Below are 17,367 nucleotides of genomic sequence, written 5' to 3'. Positions count from 1 at the left end.
AAAGGTACTAGTTGCATCATCGAAAAATCCTGCTACAATGATGCATGAACGTTTTTGTTACAGGATGTGAAGTGTTGCATGGATTTTTTACAGCAGAAAGTATTACCAGCAGTCAGACAGATGAAGGATTTCGAGGCATTGCTTAAAAGTCGTTTTGAATATTTAGTCTTGTTGGATAGCCATGTGGGACAATTAAAGCATATTGTCCAAATGTCGAAAAAGCATAATAAAAAAATGCTTGTGCATGCTGATCTCATTAATGGCTTACGAAATGATGAATATGCAACCGAATTTTTATGTCAAGAAATTCGACCAGCAGGTGTAATTTCCACGCGGAAAAGTGCCGTACTAACCGCAAAGAAAAATAAAGTCTTAGCGATTCAACGATTATTTCTGCTGGACACTACGGCGCTTGAAACCAGTTACCGTCTTTTAGAACAAACGCAGCCAGATTATATCGAGGTATTACCAGGAATTATGCCGCATATTATTGCCGAAGTATATGAACGTGTGAAGATTCCTGTGCTTGCAGGTGGTTTAATCAGAACGGTGGAGGATGCCGAGTGTGCCTTTAGTGGTGGGGCCGTTGCGGTAACAACATCGCGTAGAGAGATTTGGAACCATTATGAGAATAAATAAAACTTTTTGGATTCCCTGATAATTCATTGTTGACAGAATTATCTTTTGTTTGTTTAAATGGGATATAAAGTTAATCAGGTGACGGAGAATCGGAGACCCACAGAGGCTTCCCTATGGTATTATAGGGATTGTTTCCTGTGGGTTTTTTGTTGTCAGTCAAGCATAAAGGGGGATACAGAAGATGTCACCATTTGTAGGAGAATTGGTTGGTACCATGCTTTTAATTATTTTGGGGGGCGGCGTAGTAGGAGGGGTTGTCCTCCATAAATCAAAAGCGCAGAATTCAGGGTGGATTGTCATTACGATTGGCTGGGGGTTGGCCGTTACCATGGGAGCTTATGCTGTGGGCGGGATAAGTGGCGCTCATCTAAATCCAGCCCTTACGATTGCGTTAGCTACCATCGATAGGTTTGCTTGGACGGACGTACCGTTGTATATCGTGGCACAGATGTTGGGAGCTTTTTTGGGCGCTGTAATTGTTTGGCTACACTATCTACCTCACTGGAAACAAACAGAGGATAAAGGGGCGAAATTGGCTGTTTTTGCAACTGATCCTGCCATTCCTAACACACTAGGTAATCTTTTAAGTGAAATTATTGGTACTTTTATTCTGGTTTTTGGTATTCTCGCGATTGGAGCGAATAAATTTGTAGATGGATTAAATCCGTTTGTCGTAGGACTTTTAATCGTTAGCATTGGGGTATCCCTAGGTGGCACGACAGGATATGCGATTAATCCAGCGAGAGATTTAGGACCACGTCTCGCCCACTTTCTGCTCCCGATCGCTGGAAAAGGAACGTCGAACTGGAGTTATGCTTGGATTCCGGTTGTGGGACCAATTGTTGGAGGGGTATTGGCAGCCCTATTCTATAAAATCGTATTTCTTGCTTAGACTAGAGAGAAAATACTGAATAACAGGGAAAAGGGATGAGTGATATATGGAGAAAAAATATATTTTGTCATTAGATCAAGGCACATCCAGTTCTCGTGCCATTCTTTTTAATAAGCAAGGGCAGATTGTTGCCATGGCACAGCGGGAATTTCCACAGTATTTTCCACAGCCAGGATGGGTAGAGCATAATGGATTTGAAATATGGGGTTCTATTTTAGCTGTGATTGCAGAGGTTCTGTCCACATCCAATATTAGCCCAAAGGAAGTAGCGGCGATTGGAATCACGAATCAGCGTGAAACCACGATCGTTTGGGATAAACACACAGGCAAACCAGTATATAACGCGATTGTTTGGCAATCCCGTCAAACATCCGAGATATGTGATGAGCTAAAGGCCCAGGGCTATTCCTATCTAGTGCAGGAAAAAACCGGATTAGTGATCGATGCTTACTTCTCTGGTACCAAATTAAAATGGATTTTGGATCATGTAGAAGGTGCACGTGAGAAGGCGGAGAAGGGTGACCTGCTGTTTGGAACCATTGATACATGGTTGATCTGGCGTTTATCAGGTGGGGAGAGTCATGTAACGGATTATTCGAACGCTTCACGAACTCTTCTATATAATATCTATGAGCAAAAATGGGACGATGAGTTATTAGCCATGCTGAATATACCTAAATGTATGCTACCTGAGGTTCGAGCATCATCAGAGGTGTATGCGCTTACAGCATCGTATCATTTCTTTGGCGAACAAGTACCCATCGCTGGGGCGGCAGGAGATCAGCAAGCGGCTTTGTTTGGGCAGGCATGCTACGAAACGGGTATGGCGAAAAACACCTATGGAACAGGCTGCTTCATGCTGATGAACACAGGAGAGAAGGCTGTTAAATCGGAAAGAGGATTACTAACGACGCTCGCATGGGGCATCGATGGTAAAGTGGAATATGCGTTAGAGGGCAGTATTTTTGTTGCTGGTTCAGCTATCCAATGGCTACGTGATGGGCTTCGGATGTTAAAATCGGCGGCTGAAAGTGAGCAATACGCACAACGAGTGGAATCGACTGAAGGGGTATATATGGTTCCAGCCTTTGTTGGACTAGGTACGCCATATTGGAAGAGTGACGTGCGAGGAGCTATATTTGGATTGACACGTGGGACAGAAAAAGAGCATTTTATCCGTGCCATTCTTGAGTCGCTTGCGTACCAAACAAAAGACGTCCTTTCTGCAATGGAAGCGGATTCAGGAATTGTTTTAAAAGCTTTGCGTGTAGACGGTGGTGCAGTAAGAAATAATTTCCTGATGCAGTTCCAAAGCGATATTCTTGGTGTTTCAGTTGAGCGTCCTACCAATAGTGAAACGACAGCATTAGGGGCAGCTTATCTAGCTGGTCTAGCTGTTGGATTCTGGGAAAGTCGAGAGGAGATTGCCTCTGTTTGGCAGATTGATAAGCGCTTTGAGGTACAGATGGGGGCAGAGGAAAGAAGTAAATTATATAGTGGATGGAAAAAAGCAGTAGAAGCAACAATGGGCTTCCAAGTACCGACTGTCGGTTGAAGCTACCAGTAAACTACGCTATACTTTTGTTATCAAATTGACAAGTTAATATCGGTCGGAGAATGGGAGTAGACCACAGCAGATCCTTATGAATGAGAAGGATCTTGTTGTGGTCTTTTTTTATTCACCTGACGAAGAATTGTGTTCGTTATTATGTACAGGAGAGTGAGTGAGATGACAAAGCCATTTTCAAGCTTATATCGCGGACAATTATTGCGTGATATGGAGATACAGGAATATGATCTGCTGGTGATTGGAGGCGGAATCACTGGGGCGGGAATAGCACTGGATGCACAAGTACGTGGGATAAATACGGCTTTGATTGAAATGCAGGATTTTGCTGCCGGGACCTCTAGTCGCTCGACAAAACTAGTGCATGGAGGTTTGCGCTATTTAAAACAGCTGGAATTTAAGCTGGTTGCGGAGGTAGGACGGGAACGGGCCATCGTATATGAAAATGCTCCCCATGTCACTACGCCAGAGTGGATGCTTCTTCCCATGATAGAAGGAGGAACGTATGGTAAATTTGCTACTTCGATAGGCTTACGAGTGTATGACGCATTAGCCGGGGTTAAGAAAAATGAGCGTCGTATCATGCTGAACAAGGAGCAAACGCTAGCAAAAGAGCCCCTATTAGCAAAGGAAAAGCTAAAAGGTGGCGGCTATTATGTAGAATATCGGACTGACGATGCTCGTCTAACAATGGAAGTGATGAAGGAAGCGGTACGACGGGGAGCAGTAGCTAGTAATTATGTGAAAGCAGAAGAATTGTTGTATGAAAATAATAAGATAACAGGAGTTGTAGCCATTGACCAAATTAGCGGGGAGAAAATAACGATCCGTGCCAAGAAAATTATTAATGCGGCAGGTCCATGGGTAGATACGATACGAGAAATTGATGGCTCTAAAAAAGGCAAGAGATTGCATGTAACAAAAGGGATTCATCTAGTCATTGATGGAAAGAGATTTCCGCTGAAACAATCCGTTTATTTTGATACACCTGATGGGCGCATGGTGTTTGCCATTCCACGCGATGGTAAGACGTATGTCGGAACAACGGATACCAACTATCAGGGTGATATCGCAAACCCAAAAATGACTGTAGAGGATCGGGACTATATTCTTCGTGCCGCTAATTTTATGTTTCCAACACTTGAATTGACAGGAAAAGACGTCGAATCAAGCTGGGCAGGTTTACGTCCTTTAATTCATGAGGAAGGAAAGTCTCCGTCTGAGCTTTCGCGTAAAGATGAGATTTTTATTTCAGAATCAGGTCTCTTAACCATTGCGGGAGGAAAACTGACTGGGTACCGCAAAATGGCTGAGAGAATTGTTGATCTACTAGCTGAGCAATTCAAAGCGGAAGGCCGAGGCACTTACCCACGTTGTACAACGGATCACATTCGCTTATCTGGTGGTGATGTAGGCGGAGCAGAAAAGTTTGGGACTTTCAAGAAAGAAAAAGTGAAAGAAGGCGTCATGCTCGGTTTATCTGAGCAGGAAGCGAAACAGTTGGTCCTTCGTTATGGTTCGAATGTATCTCGCATTTTTTCACGAATAAGTGAACATGATGCAGAAATGACTGAAACGGGGTTACCCAAACAAGTTTTTGGCCCGCTTTTGTATGCGATAGAAGAGGAAATGGCAACGACTCCAGAGGATTTCTTTGTTCGTCGTACGGGCGCTCTGTACTTTAATATGCAGGGAGTTAGAGAATGGAAAGAGCCCGTTATCGCCTATATGGCTCAGAAGCTGGACTGGAACGTAGAAGAAAGGATGAATCATCAGAAACGTCTAGAGCAATTCATGTATGATGCCGCTATACCTATCCAAGAATGATGGAAAGCTCTGCAAAAGAAATAAGCTTGGATATACGCTATATACGTGGAACCTAAGGCTCTGGTGCAGACTCGTCACCAGTTGGGGAGTGCACCAGAGATTGCTATTTTTACATTGCCTGATCAAGACCGATCGGGCTCCTTTTCCTTCAAGCGATATGTCTCAAAAAACTCCTTGTGGGCGATGCGATACACTTCGGAGTAGTCCAGTGGTGATACTAAATAATCGCCTTCTTTAACGACCATTTTCTCACCCCAGGCTGCTATAAAGTAAAATTCCTGTGCAGTGACCTTAGCTTCTTTTAGCAAGTCAGGGGTCACTTCAATTGCTTTAATTTCACCGACCGCTTGATACTCTTTAAATCCATCTTTTGCTTCGCCGATTTGTTTGTATCGTTTGGAGAACTTGTCTGGTTTTAAGATATACATTTCATTTGCTTCGGTCTGGTTTTTAACGAGCATATCCTTGGCAACTGCGGTATTTTCTGTTTCTACACCATCTTTAGTGATGGTTGCGATCCTTTCGCCTCCTACCGCTTCTTTAGCATAGACATGAGTGAATTTTTCATAGGTAGGGGCTTTTTCCAGTTTAGGTTGTAAAAGGGAAATCATGTCTTGTTGGTCAATGGGATTTTTCTCGGTAAAACGGAGGGGATCACAAGCTGTTAAAAGAAGCATGAGGGCAAACAATGCTATTACGATTTTTTTCATAGATGTACCTCCTAGTTTAGTAGCTGTCCTTTTAAAGACTATCGCAAATTTTAGGAATAAACAATAATAAAGAGCGTTATTTCCTTCGTTTTGGAGCATAAACTTCATTTTTATTATTAACTTGCTATGAATTCATTCAGAAAGTAGAATGGTTAATAACTGATAATTCTGATAAAAAATGGGAGAATAATCGGTAAAGGGAGTGGCGCTAGGAAAGCTAACAAGAAGAGAGTTATGAAGAAAAAGGAGGAAGAGCGATGTTAAACCAGGCAAGTATCAAATTAGAAGCACTGTACCCTGAAATGGTGGCCTTGCGACGAGATTTTCATATGTATCCAGAGTTATCTTTCCAAGAGGTAGAGACGCCCAATAAAATTGCTGCTTATTTGAAAAAGCTTGGTATTGAAGTACGAGAAGGGGTTGGAGGTCGTGGCATCGTAGCTACGATCTACGGAAAAAAACAGGAAAAAACAGGGAAAACAGGCAAAACGGTGGCGCTACGAGCTGATTTTGATGCGCTTCCTATCCAGGACGAGAAACAGGTAGATTATAAGTCAAGAATTCCTGGGGTCATGCATGCGTGTGGTCATGATATCCACACAGCAGCTTTATTGGGAACAGCTAAGATTTTGAAAGAGTTCGAGCATGAACTAAGCGGAACGGTGGTACTTCTCTTTCAGCATGCGGAAGAATTACATCCTGGTGGAGCGATCTCGATGGTAGAGGATGGTTGTCTCGATGGAGTGGATGTTATTTATGGAACGCATGTGTTTTCTGGACTTCCGCTGGGAATGATTGGTGTTCAGGAAGGGTATATGATGGCTGCTTCTGATGAATTTCAAATTGAAATTCAAGGGAAAGGTGGGCATGGGGCAAGTCCTCATGAGTCCATTGATCCAGTAGTGATAGGAAGTCAACTAATCTTGAATTTACAACAAATTGTCAGCAGACGCGTAGATCCTTTGCAACCAGCCGTGTTAACGATAGGCTCCTTTCAAAGTGGATCTACTTACAATGTGATTCCAGATACCGCACAGATTTTGGGCACAGTGCGCACGTTCAGTGAAGAAACACGTACTGACATCGAACAAGCTATGCAACAAATGATTCAGCATACGGTTGAAGGCGCTGGAGCTACTGTTCAGTTTACGTATCGCAGAGGTTATCCGTCTGTCTGGAATGATCCTGCGGAGACAAAAAGGGTGGAAACAATTGCGAACCAGCTGGTAGGAAATGAACGAGTTGTTCGGGTTCCGCCACAGATGGGGGGAGAGGATTTTGCCTATTATTTGCAAAGGATACCAGGAAATTTTGTGGGAATAGGGGGTGGGAACAGTGAAATAAATGCAACATATCCGCATCACCATCCGATGTTCGATGTGGATGAACGCTCAATGTTACAAATAGGAAAGTTATTTGTGTCGTTGGTAGCTGAGCATTTATGTCTATCTGAATCTTGAGACGAACAGCAAAAAACAAAATCATGAGAAAGAATGGATCAGGGAAAATGTGTAGGGGGAGTCTCTCATGGCGTGGGTAACGGTAGTGTTTCTATTTGTCTTTTACCTGATTAACTATCTTGATAAATCGATTGCCGGATATTCCGCTGCCCAAATTATGCAGGAGATGGCGCTTAGTCCAACACAATGGGGATTGGTAGGGAGCAGTTTTTTCTGGTTTTTTGCAATTGCTGGTGTCATTGGAGCGGGGTTATCCGATAAGATTGGTACCAAAAAAGTGATTACGATTATGGCGATTTGCTGGACTGTTGTGCAATTTGGCTCGCTTGTGATTACGAGCTTACCTGTATTAATTGTTGCGAGGATTTTGTTAGGGATCGGAGAAGGACCTACATGGCCTGTCATTGTTAGTCACCTTAGCAAATGGTTTCCAGAAGAGCGTCGTGGCTTTATTTTTGCCTTGTTGACTTTTGGCGCGTCCATTGGTTCTAGTTCGTTTACTCCTGTTCTGGTATCTTCTATTGAACACTGGGGCTGGAGATGGGCTTGGGCAGCGTTAGGCACGGTAAGCTTAGTCTGGGTGATTCTATGGCTTTTGGGAGGATCAGATCGTCCAGACAGTAAAGGTGTGTCTGCGACTCATTTGTCAACAAAGAGTCAATCGGTACAACTTCACTCAAATAAGTCTGTAAGTAAGTCATCATCGTTGAATTGGTCTGATGTTTGCCATACATTGACATCAAAGGATTTTCTATTCCCTTTTCTACTTTACTTTGCTCAGATGTGGGGTGTGACCTTCGTATTGGTCTGGTTGCCAACGTATCTGGTGAAAGTTTTGAAGCTAAGTTCTAATCAAATGAGTACATCTATCGCTATTATTGGTATTACCGCTGGATTAATCACATTACTAACATGTATGTTAGCAGACCGTTTGTTTAAAAAAACGAGATTGGTACGTAAATCTTATGTAGTAGTCGGTGGTATTGCTGTTATGACAGGTGGTATTTTGTTTAGTTTGGTTCCATTGTTTCAATCTACAGCCATACTTATTACCCTATTTTGCTTTGGGTTAGGATTAACGACAACAGCAGGTAGCTTAGCTTCTGTTATTGGTAGTACGTTATTACCTGAACGAACAGGTCTGATTATGGGGGTTATGTCTGGACTAGTAACTTTGGCTGGAATGATTTCACCACTTGTGACGGGAGCGATCGTACAAGCTGCTGGTGCTAATCTGACCGCAGGGTTTAATCAGGCACTACTTCTGAATGCCTTTATTTATGTCGCTAGTGGTTGTTTATTCCTACTGTTTGTAAAACGCAAGGAGCAAGTCAAACCATCTTATACCACTGATTTGGAGGGAGTGCAATCGTGAATTCAATTATGACATTCGTAGCCACAGGAGACTATCTGCAAACCAGGCGTGTGCCCAGTTATCAGGAGCCTAGCTTTCAAGAGGTAGCAAAGCTTATTCGTCAGGCAGATGCGAGCCTTACTAATTTGGAAATGCATGTTTCTTACAATGAAGGTACACCAAATGCTATTTCTGGTGGTACTCATGTGCAAACGACTCCTGATCGGCTAGAGGATTTGAAGGAATATGGATTTAATTTAGTGGGAACAGCCAATAACCATTCGATGGACTTCAGCCACGATGGTTTGTTACTAACCAACAAGTATTTGCGGGAAGCAGGTCTATTACACACAGGGATGGGAAAAAATCTGTTTGAAGCAGGTCGCCCTGTTTATTTGGATACGCCAGCTGGACGAGTGGCGTTACTTTCTGTGACCTCCTCTTTTCATCAAACACATCTGGCTTCCGAACAGCGGCGTGATGGGAAAGGTCGTCCAGGTGTGAATGGGCTGAGGCATGTGAAAAAACATCTAGTGTCACAAGCTGATTTTGAGGTGATGAAGCGCATCGCTAGTCAAACAGAAGTAAATGCTCTATATGAGATGCTGGTGGAAGAGTCCTTTCTGTCCCCGTTGCCAGAAGGAGTACTACCGTTTGGTTATGACTTGTATGGGTATCCTGCTATTTTTTATGGGGGTGAGAAAGAGAAACTAGTCACAATGCCACATGAGCTGGATATGAAACGTTTAGAAGCTAGCATTGATGACGCTTCTCGCCAAGCAGATTATGTTGTCGTGAGCTTTCATGCTCATGAAATGAAAGGGGCAAATAAGCAGATTCCTGCTGATTTTGTAGAGATAGCTTCTCGCAGATTTATCGATGCTGGTGCCCATGCGGTGGTGGGGCATGGTCCACATACGCTACGTGGTATCGAGATTTATCAGAATCGCCCGATTTTTTATAGCTTGAGTAATTTTATTTTTCAGGATGAAACGTTGGAAGTATTACCACAGGAATTTTATGACGCCAATTCATTCCCACATGATATGACCATTATGCAGGCCATGGACTCGAAAACAGATAAAGGGACAAAAGGCTTGCTTACGATTCCGGAGGTCATGGAGTCTGTCATCGCCTCATGGAGTATGGAGAATGGACAAGTAAAAGAGATTACATTGCACCCCATCGAGCTAGGGTGTGGAAAAAAACGGCATCAGAACGGTTTTCCACAGCTCAGTAGAAATGACGATATTTTAAAGCGAGTAGCAGAGCTGTCAAGACCGTATGGAACGGAAATTCAGATTGTGGATGGGCTTGGGAAAATACCTATCACACAAAAAATATTGGTATAGAACGTGTAAAGTTTTGCAGAAGGATTTAAAAACATGGATTTTAAATTTATAATGAGCATGGAGAGTATCATAACTCCTATGATATTATATGTTTATCTCTAAAACAGGAATAAGGAGAACGATTATGGAAAAAACACTAATTTTTGGACATAAAAACCCAGACACAGATACGATTTGTTCCGCACTTATTTATGCTGATTTAAAAACAAAATTGGGTGCAAACGTGGAGCCTGTTCGTCTAGGCAACATGAACGGAGAAACAGAATTTGTGCTTACATACTTCAATGTAGAGGCTCCACGCTTGGTAGAAACCGTAGCGACAGAAGCTCAAGATGTTATCCTAGTAGACCACAACGAGCGCCAGCAAAGTGCGAACGACATCGACCAGGTACGCGTGGTTGAAGTTATTGATCATCACCGTATTGCTAACTTTGAGACAAATCACCCGTTGTACTTCCGTGCAGAGCCAGTTGGGTGTACGACTACGATTTTAAATAAAATGTACAAAGAGAACGGTGTCGAGGTAACGAAAACAATTGCTGGTCTTATGCTGTCTGCGATCATCTCTGACACGCTCTTATTAAAATCTCCAACATGCACGGAGCAAGACGTGAAAGCGGCTCATGAACTAGCAGCGATTGCTGGCGTTGATTTGCAAAGCTATGGCTTGGAGATGTTAAAAGCTGGTGCAGACCTCAGCGACAAAACGATTAGCCAATTGATTTCTCTTGATTCTAAAGAGTTTGCAATGGGTAACTCCAAAGTTGAAATTGCTCAAGTAAACGCAGTTGATGTGAACGATGTTTTAGATAGCCAAGCTGAAATCGAAGCTCATCTAGCTGCTATTATTGAAGAAAAAGGGTTAGATTTGTTCCTATTTGTCGTAACCGATATTCTAAACAATGATTCCGTTGGCTTGGCAGTAGGTCGTGCAGCTAAAGCTGTGGAGTTGGCATATAACGTGTCATTGGTTGATAACAAAGTGCTTCTAAAAGGCGTTGTCTCTCGTAAGAAACAAATTGTACCGGTATTAACAGAAGCCTTTAGCAAGCTGTAAGGAATAAACCTCATTGATTCAAGAAAAAAGAAGCGTCCTTATCTGTGCTGATCTATGGATCCACGGAAGGAAGCTTCTTTTTTTTGTGTCGAAAAATATAAAATTTTACATTTTTTGAGATTTTAGTAGCGGATTCTCCGAAAAAATTGTAAAATATAGTAAAATATTGATATTTCGTTAAAAAGGAGTGTTTATATGGTCGGAAGTAATCATGTGATGGTGCGATCGATACGGTCGGAAATTGAATATCGCATCAAATCATATAACTACACCTTAAGTAAACTCAGTGAATTGACTAATATCAATGCCGGGCACTTGAGCGGATTCTTGAAGGGGAATCCTATCCGAGCATTAACTGTCCATCAATTAAATGCTATTGGACGAGCATTTGGAGAGCCTACTGGGTGGCTGTATGATTTATATGTAGAGGAATGCTTTCAAAGAGGAAAAGTATCTAAGAGAAGAGTTAGACCGTATCTTGTTCAGTGTGCCGAAATAGGTAGACATGACTGTATTCAGTTGGTAATCTCTCAGTTGTTAGAGGATCCTAAAAACATCGAAGTTCTTTTTGCTGTAGCTGAACAGCTATTTTATAAGGGAAAACAGAAGGAATCAGCTTATTTTTACCAATTGGTGATTGATAATGAAAGAAATAGCCACTCAGAACGAGCTGTAATGAGTCAATATCGTTTATTTCGATCACTACTGGGAACCAATGCAGAGGAAAATGGTAAAGCTGTTATTCGATTCGAACCTTTTCGAAAAAGACTCTCTGAGAATTACCAATTGGATGCATTATTACAGCTAGCAAATGTGAGCTTTACTTTGCATAAGTGGAAAGAGGTAGAGAAATACGCAGACGAGTTAAGAGAATTGGTTACTTTGGTATACGATAATGAACAAAATAGACAAAAAAGTAATAGAAAAGGTGAACCTCTCAAAACGGAACGCCATTTGGTTGTCTATTATGGACAGGCCTATTTATTGAAATCGGAATCATTGGAAAAGCAAGGCTTGTATAGAGAGGCAAACGAGTATGCTGCTGGTTACGCTGATTTAGGATGGTTTGAAAATCTTGATGATGTAGGACAAAAAGAGGTTCAGAAATTCCGATTATGGGCCCAAGCCAATAGATATACGTTCGATTTGCTACTGGGACTTACAGATATTCTTCCAGATTATATCGCTTTCCTTGATGAACATCCAAAGGAGATTCTTGCTGGTCTAGTGACCATTGTAGAATCAGCCAATAAATATGACTTTTCGATAGACAACCTATTAGAGAGATTTTCAGAAGAGATACGTTGCTTTGATCAATACCAAGATACTATTAATGTAGAACGCCATCTTCGGTTTAGGTATCAGTTAGCTATTTATCAGTTCCAAAATGAACGTTTTCATAATGGGATAGTCGATATTCTACGATGCCTAGCTTTATCTACAGCTATGAATGATCAAAAGAATTTCATACGATGCGTAACACTTTTTGAAGCACATAGATACCACGCAACACTGCAACAGAAACAGGATTATAAAAAAATAATGGAGGAGGTAAGGAATGATGAAAGTCTTTTTGCTTTCGCTGGTAATGATCTTTGGGTTGTGTAGTCAGGTGATGGATTTTGAAGTGGCAATGGCAAAGGACAGAGTGATTCAATACGATCATGGGATTGGTGGCTAAATAAATAATCATTTCCTTAATGCTACAGAGCACACCTTCTAAAAGAAGGGTGCTTTTTTTTGTGGTTGAAAGAATGAGATAATGTGGATAATGAGAGGAAGACAATGATCATCTATTTTAATGTTAAAATTTGGTTAAAATAGATGATTTTTACAGTTTTTCTCAAAATGGTTTTTTTGGGATAATGAGATATAGTGTAAGTAATACATTTTATACATAAAGGAGGAGGTTGATATTAAGGATTTAAAAAAGGTTGAGGACGTTCTACTCTACCATAGGAAAAGAACGCCAAGAACAGGAGTAAAATACTCAGCCCCCATCAAATCAATTAGTCCCTTATCAGCAAAACGCATCCAAAGTTGCCAAGATGAGAATGATCTACATACGGATACAGAGATTCTCAGAAAAAAATTGGTAGAGTTGGTTTGCAAAGAAGGTACCTTTTCAAGCCTTGCAGTGCTAGAGATGAGTCAACGATTAGATGAGTATATTGTTCACATGCAAAAAAGGATCAAAGCTTACAAACATTAGAAGCTGCTGGACAAACTTTAACCCGTTTCTCCTAACATTAGCAAGACTTTTCCAGTGCTTTGTCTACTTTCCATCCACGCATGAGCTCCAAAATAACATGGGCGCCCCTCTCATTTGTCGAATCATGTACCTTTTGAACAATATCTCGCGTATCTGTGCAAATAACATGGTCAGCGCCCACTTCTCTCACAATAGTAGCTTTATGCCATTGCTAACTACCCCTATAACTTTTCCAGCCCCCATGAGTTTTGCCAATTGAATAGCTAAGGATTTTTTTAGTGGTATAAGATTAGTAACTTTTAGATTCTTTACGTCATCATTATATATCAGAAAATTCTGGAGGAAAAGGGAGTAAAAAACTTCATGATTGAGCAAAGAGGGGTACAACATTACTACCAAAGTAAAAAGCCCGCATCCAATATGCGAGCCTACTCGTCGTGATTTTTCTGTTCTTGCTCACCTAGATAGCGGAGAAAACGGACATGTTCCAGAGCTTTTTGCTTATCTTCTTCCGAGAGCTTTTCTAATTCGGATAAAAATAGTGCTTCAAAAGCGGAATAGGGACTGGTTGCCTCTTTGACTAAATCTGGTCGCTGTTTACCAAAAAGAATAGAATCAGCGGATACTTCTAGCGACTCTGCTAGACGGGTAATATCATCATGATTAGGATTAGTGTAGGCTCTTTCCCAGTTAGAAATCACTTGTGATGATACATTCACACGAGCAGCCAACTCTTGTTGCGTCCATTTTTTCTGTTTCCGTAGAGCTTTGATTCGTAGTCCAATCGTTGGCATTCTTGTCACCTCTTTCAAAAATAATAACAAGAACTAACGTATTTAGGTAGTTTACTAACGATAATTGAGAGTTTTACAAAAAATAACACTTGAAGAAACGAGTTACGTTATTGTAATTCATCTTTGGAAATACTTTTCTGTTTAGCTAGCTCATTCAAATTCCAATTTTTTCTATACAGATAAACTCCAGATTGTTCTGATATAATTCTTTTAGGTGATGAAAAATGTCTTATCGAATCCTGGTCATTGAAGATGACATAGATATTCAGGAAGTAATAAAAGAATTTTTATTAGCACATGGCTTTTTGGTTGAAACTGCTTCAGATGGGTTAGAAGGAGTGGCACTCTTTAACAAACAAGAGTTTGATCTCGTTGTATTAGATATTATGATGCCAAATTTAGATGGCTATCAAACTTCTAAAATAATAAGAAGTACATCGAACGTACCTATTATTATGTTAACTGCTTTAGAAGAAGAACAAGACCAAGTTAAAGGCTTTGAATCAGGAATTGATGATTATATTACGAAGCCATTTTCATTTGATATTTTAATTAAAAGAGTAGAAGCGATACTAAGAAGAAGCAGAAACAAAGAGCATAATCATATTTATACATTTCAAGAGTTAAAAATTGATTGTGATACGTATAGAGCCTTTGTAAATGAAGAGGAAGTAATCCTAACTACTAAAGAATTTGAAATTATTCAAACATTATTAGAAGCTAAAGGCAAAGTCATTTCGAGAGAAGCCATGTTGGATAAACTTTGGGGATATGACTACTACGGAGATTCTAGAATATTAGATACTCATATGAAAAACATAAGAAAAAAGCTTAATCTACCCTATCTTAAAACAGTAAAGGGGATTGGTTATAAAATTGGCACATAAACTTCTTCAGATCATAAACAGAAAAAGTATATCTTTTAAAATTTTTCTTGTAACCCTGATTCTTCTATTAGTTTCCGCCAGTACTATTTATCTAACCCTCTACTTCTATCTCCCTATTTTTTATGAAAAATACAAAACAAACAGCTTAGAAGTAGAGAGTAATAGATTAGTAGAGAAAGCAAAAAATCTTTATTTGGATGATGCTACAATACTTTTCGATAAATTTGAACAAAATTTCAATGCTTATCCATCATTAACTGACAATACAGGCAAAATCGTTTTTCCTAATTATCCCATTTTATCAAAAGCTCAAATGTTAGATAAAAAAGTAGATTTAGATAAAGAAGTTGAAATTTTAGCTATAGAAGAATCAACTTCTCAAGTTGGAGTTGCTTTAACTGCTCAAGTTGGAGTTGCTTCAACTTCTCAAGCTGGAATTATTACTATGAATAACTTGCCAAAGGTCCATAATATTTCTGTACCAATTGTGTTTAAAGATGAAACATTAACTCTAAACATACATGCAACGTTGCAGCCAATTGACGAGGCTTCTCAAGTATTATTATTGCTTATTCCTTATATTGGAATAGTGATTTTTATTATTTCGATTAGTGGAGCCTATATTTACTCCAAGATTTTTTCAAAACCACTAATCACTATTAATCATGTAGCTCAGAAAATGGCTAATTTGGACTTTACAGCTAAAATAAATCTTGATTCAGCAGATGAGATCGGTCAGCTGTCCAGAAGTTTAAATGAAATGTCAGCAAACTTGCAAAGAACGATGCAAGAGTTACAAACAGCCAATGAAGCATTGAAAAGTGACATGGAGAAAAAACAGGAAGCAGAAGCAAAACGCAGAGAGTTATTTGCAACGATTTCACATGAGTTGAAATCACCTATTACAGCTGTAAAAGGGCAATTAGAAGGGATGCTTCACAATATAGGAGTATACAAAGAACGGGAAAAGTACTTAAACCGGTCTTATCAAATCATGGAAACGATGGAATCACTCGTTCGTCAAATTCTTCAAATATCAAAACTTGAACAACTTGGTTTTACTTCCAAATATGAAAGGGTCAATATATCTACTTTGGTTTGTACTACGATAAATAATCTTGGTTTTTTCGCTACTGAAAAAAATATTCAAGTGATTAACGAAGTACAGGAAGAACTTTTTATCAACACAGATAAACAACTATTGGAAAAAGTAATAGGGAATGTTATTCATAACGCCATTGTATATTCCAATCATTCCGAACAGGTTCACATTCACTTAATAGATAATGGTAATGGAACGTTGAAATTTGAAGTTTTAAATACTGGAGCATATATACAGGAAGAACATATCAAACAAATATTTGAACCATTCTACCGAGTGGAGAAATCTAGAAATAGGAATACGGGAGGCAGTGGTTTAGGATTATATATTGTTAAAACTGTGTGTGAAGCCTTATCTATTGATTATTCGATGAGAAATACAAACGAAGGTGTTTTATTTAGTGCTCAAATGAACAAGAATGTTCAGTAAGAATTGATTGGTCATAACTATGCTATGCGCTCGGGTTGTACAATTACGTGGGTAAGTTGATTTAACGCAAGCTAAACAGATGGAACAAGAGTGTTGAGATTTTCTCAACAGTTTTGGAACAAAATGACACTTTTTTTCAACATTCCTAATACAATGACAGAAATAGTGTTTAGGAGTGATTTAATGAATTGGCTTATTATACTAGGCTTTGCTGTCTCATCGAGTCTCGATAATTTTGGTGTAGGGATATCTTACGGCATTCGCAATGTTCGCATCGGCTTTCTTTCCAATTGTGTGATAGCTGGCATATGCTTTATTTTGAGTGAAATCGGAATTTATTTCGGGCAGCTGCTGTCAGCCATACTTCCTGGAATACTTCCCGTTCTGATAGGAGCCTTGTTCCTGTTCGTGATCGGTATACGAATCATATTATTGGCGGTCCCACGCAAACAACGGAGTATGGCTATGGCGACATCAAGTGAAGTTGGCGTGAGCACCAAAAGCATCAAAGGAATCAAAGGAATCAAAGGAATCCTAAAAAATCCAGAAGAGGTGGATTTCGACAAGTCAGGAGAAATTGGAATAGGGGAAGCATGTATTTTGGGAATTGCCCTTGCTGCAAATGCGGTTACCAACGGATTAAGTGCCGGTTTGATTGGCTTATCGCCGCACGCTATCTCAATAACCGCCGCGATAGGTAGCTTCATAACAGTTTGGGCAGGAGTTGCTTTAGGTGGAAAAGTAGCCTCGGTTCGGATTGCTTCTTTCACCTTAGGTCAATTCGGTACCATCATAAGTGGAGTGATGCTTTTGGTGATTGCGGTTAACACTCTGTTTTAATTCATGGCAAAAGTAGCTTGTCTCTTATTTTGAGATATGAATAGTTGGTATGACAAGAAAAGCAGCTGCCCGTAGTGAGCAGTTGCTTCATTTAAAATCTTATGGGCGTATGGCATTAACAAACTATCTAGGACGAACCTTTTTACTACTCCTAGCTAGTGGCTATATATTCCATTTATTTACTCATATGACGACATCTAGACTCTGATAGAGGAGAGATCATCTAGGCTCTTTCCCAGTTAGAA

General features: G+C 40.2%; 17 protein-coding genes. 14 read left to right on the top strand and 3 right to left on the bottom strand.

The features are described 5' to 3' along the window. The first annotated feature begins 78 nt into the window (after positions 1-78). From EEL30_25670 to EEL30_25655, 4 genes are all read left to right on the top strand, one after another. Positions 79-639 carry a glycerol-3-phosphate responsive antiterminator gene (locus EEL30_25670; GenBank protein QDX95375.1) on the top strand — a complete coding sequence of 187 codons (561 nt, stop codon included), beginning with the start codon at positions 79-81 and terminating at the stop codon, positions 637-639. Positions 640-820: 181 nt separating this feature from the next. Continuing rightward, positions 821-1,531: an aquaporin family protein gene (locus EEL30_25665; GenBank protein QDX95374.1), complete on the top strand. Its 711-nt coding sequence runs from the start codon at positions 821-823 to the stop codon at positions 1,529-1,531. A 46-nt stretch (positions 1,532-1,577) separates the two neighbouring features. After that, complete coding sequence (gene glpK, locus EEL30_25660) at positions 1,578-3,086, top strand: glycerol kinase (GenBank protein ID QDX95373.1); 1,509 nt, start codon at positions 1,578-1,580, stop codon at positions 3,084-3,086. 174 nt (positions 3,087-3,260) lie between these two features. After that, positions 3,261-4,925: a glycerol-3-phosphate dehydrogenase/oxidase gene (locus tag EEL30_25655; protein QDX95372.1), complete on the top strand. Its 1,665-nt coding sequence runs from the start codon at positions 3,261-3,263 to the stop codon at positions 4,923-4,925. 122 nt (positions 4,926-5,047) lie between these two features. On the opposite strand, the gene EEL30_25650 is transcribed toward EEL30_25655, so the two are convergent. Further along, positions 5,048-5,635, bottom strand: a complete 588-nt coding sequence (locus EEL30_25650) for a hypothetical protein (GenBank protein ID QDX95371.1) — start codon at positions 5,633-5,635, stop codon at positions 5,048-5,050. Between the two features lie 257 nt (positions 5,636-5,892). On the opposite strand from EEL30_25650, the gene EEL30_25645 reads away from it, so the two are divergent. From EEL30_25645 to EEL30_25620, 6 genes are all read left to right on the top strand, one after another. Further along, a complete protein-coding gene (locus EEL30_25645) occupies positions 5,893-7,095 on the top strand; it encodes an amidohydrolase (GenBank protein QDX95370.1) in 1,203 nt (400 codons plus the stop codon). 67 nt (positions 7,096-7,162) lie between these two features. After that, a complete protein-coding gene (locus tag EEL30_25640) occupies positions 7,163-8,470 on the top strand; it encodes an MFS transporter (protein ID QDX95369.1) in 1,308 nt (435 codons plus the stop codon). After that, on the top strand, positions 8,467-9,801 hold the full coding sequence (locus tag EEL30_25635) for a CapA family protein (GenBank protein ID QDX95368.1): 1,335 nt from the start codon (positions 8,467-8,469) through the stop codon (positions 9,799-9,801). The genes EEL30_25640 and EEL30_25635 overlap by 4 nt, the downstream gene beginning before the upstream one ends. A 124-nt stretch (positions 9,802-9,925) precedes the next feature. Further along, positions 9,926-10,858: a manganese-dependent inorganic pyrophosphatase gene (locus EEL30_25630; protein QDX95367.1), complete on the top strand. Its 933-nt coding sequence runs from the start codon at positions 9,926-9,928 to the stop codon at positions 10,856-10,858. A 195-nt stretch (positions 10,859-11,053) separates the two neighbouring features. Then, on the top strand, positions 11,054-12,466 hold the full coding sequence (locus tag EEL30_25625; protein ID QDX95366.1) for a DNA-binding protein: 1,413 nt from the start codon (positions 11,054-11,056) through the stop codon (positions 12,464-12,466). Positions 12,467-12,773: 307 nt separating this feature from the next. After that, positions 12,774-13,070, top strand: coding sequence for an aspartyl-phosphate phosphatase Spo0E family protein (locus EEL30_25620; protein ID QDX95365.1), 297 nt, complete (start codon positions 12,774-12,776; stop codon positions 13,068-13,070). A 186-nt stretch (positions 13,071-13,256) separates the two neighbouring features. Here EEL30_25620 and EEL30_25615 read toward each other — a convergent pair whose 3' ends face one another. Together EEL30_25615 and EEL30_25610 are read right to left on the bottom strand one after the other, a co-directional pair. After that, entirely contained in the window at positions 13,257-13,469 is a 213-nt protein-coding gene (locus EEL30_25615; protein ID QDX95364.1) for a hypothetical protein, read from the bottom strand. Positions 13,470-13,498: 29 nt separating this feature from the next. Then, complete coding sequence (locus EEL30_25610; GenBank protein ID QDX95363.1) at positions 13,499-13,864, bottom strand: XRE family transcriptional regulator; 366 nt, start codon at positions 13,862-13,864, stop codon at positions 13,499-13,501. 224 nt (positions 13,865-14,088) lie between these two features. Here EEL30_25610 and EEL30_25605 point away from each other — a divergent pair, with 224 nt between their 5' ends. The 4 genes from EEL30_25605 to EEL30_25590 all read left to right on the top strand — a co-directional run bounded on the left by EEL30_25605 (position 14,089) and on the right by EEL30_25590 (position 17,330). Beyond that, complete coding sequence (locus EEL30_25605; GenBank protein QDX95362.1) at positions 14,089-14,751, top strand: DNA-binding response regulator; 663 nt, start codon at positions 14,089-14,091, stop codon at positions 14,749-14,751. A gap of 13 nt (positions 14,752-14,764) precedes the next feature. Beyond that, positions 14,765-16,282 (top strand): sensor histidine kinase, encoded by a 1,518-nt coding sequence (locus EEL30_25600; GenBank protein QDX95890.1) that lies wholly within the window; start codon positions 14,765-14,767, stop codon positions 16,280-16,282. A 183-nt stretch (positions 16,283-16,465) separates the two neighbouring features. Further along, positions 16,466-17,122 carry a sporulation membrane protein YtaF gene (gene ytaF / locus EEL30_25595; GenBank protein QDX95361.1) on the top strand — a complete coding sequence of 219 codons (657 nt, stop codon included), beginning with the start codon at positions 16,466-16,468 and terminating at the stop codon, positions 17,120-17,122. A 49-nt stretch (positions 17,123-17,171) separates the two neighbouring features. Beyond that, the gene (locus EEL30_25590) at positions 17,172-17,330 is read left to right on the top strand and encodes a DUF418 domain-containing protein (GenBank protein QDX95360.1); all 159 of its coding nucleotides are present in this window, start codon (positions 17,172-17,174) and stop codon (positions 17,328-17,330) included. The last annotated feature ends 37 nt before the right edge of the window (positions 17,331-17,367 follow it).

The organism is Brevibacillus laterosporus (assembly GCA_007833815.1).
Taxonomy (GTDB): Bacteria; Bacillota; Bacilli; order Brevibacillales; family Brevibacillaceae; genus Brevibacillus_B; species Brevibacillus_B laterosporus_D.
This window is presented reverse-complemented; position numbering and strand designations above follow the sequence as displayed.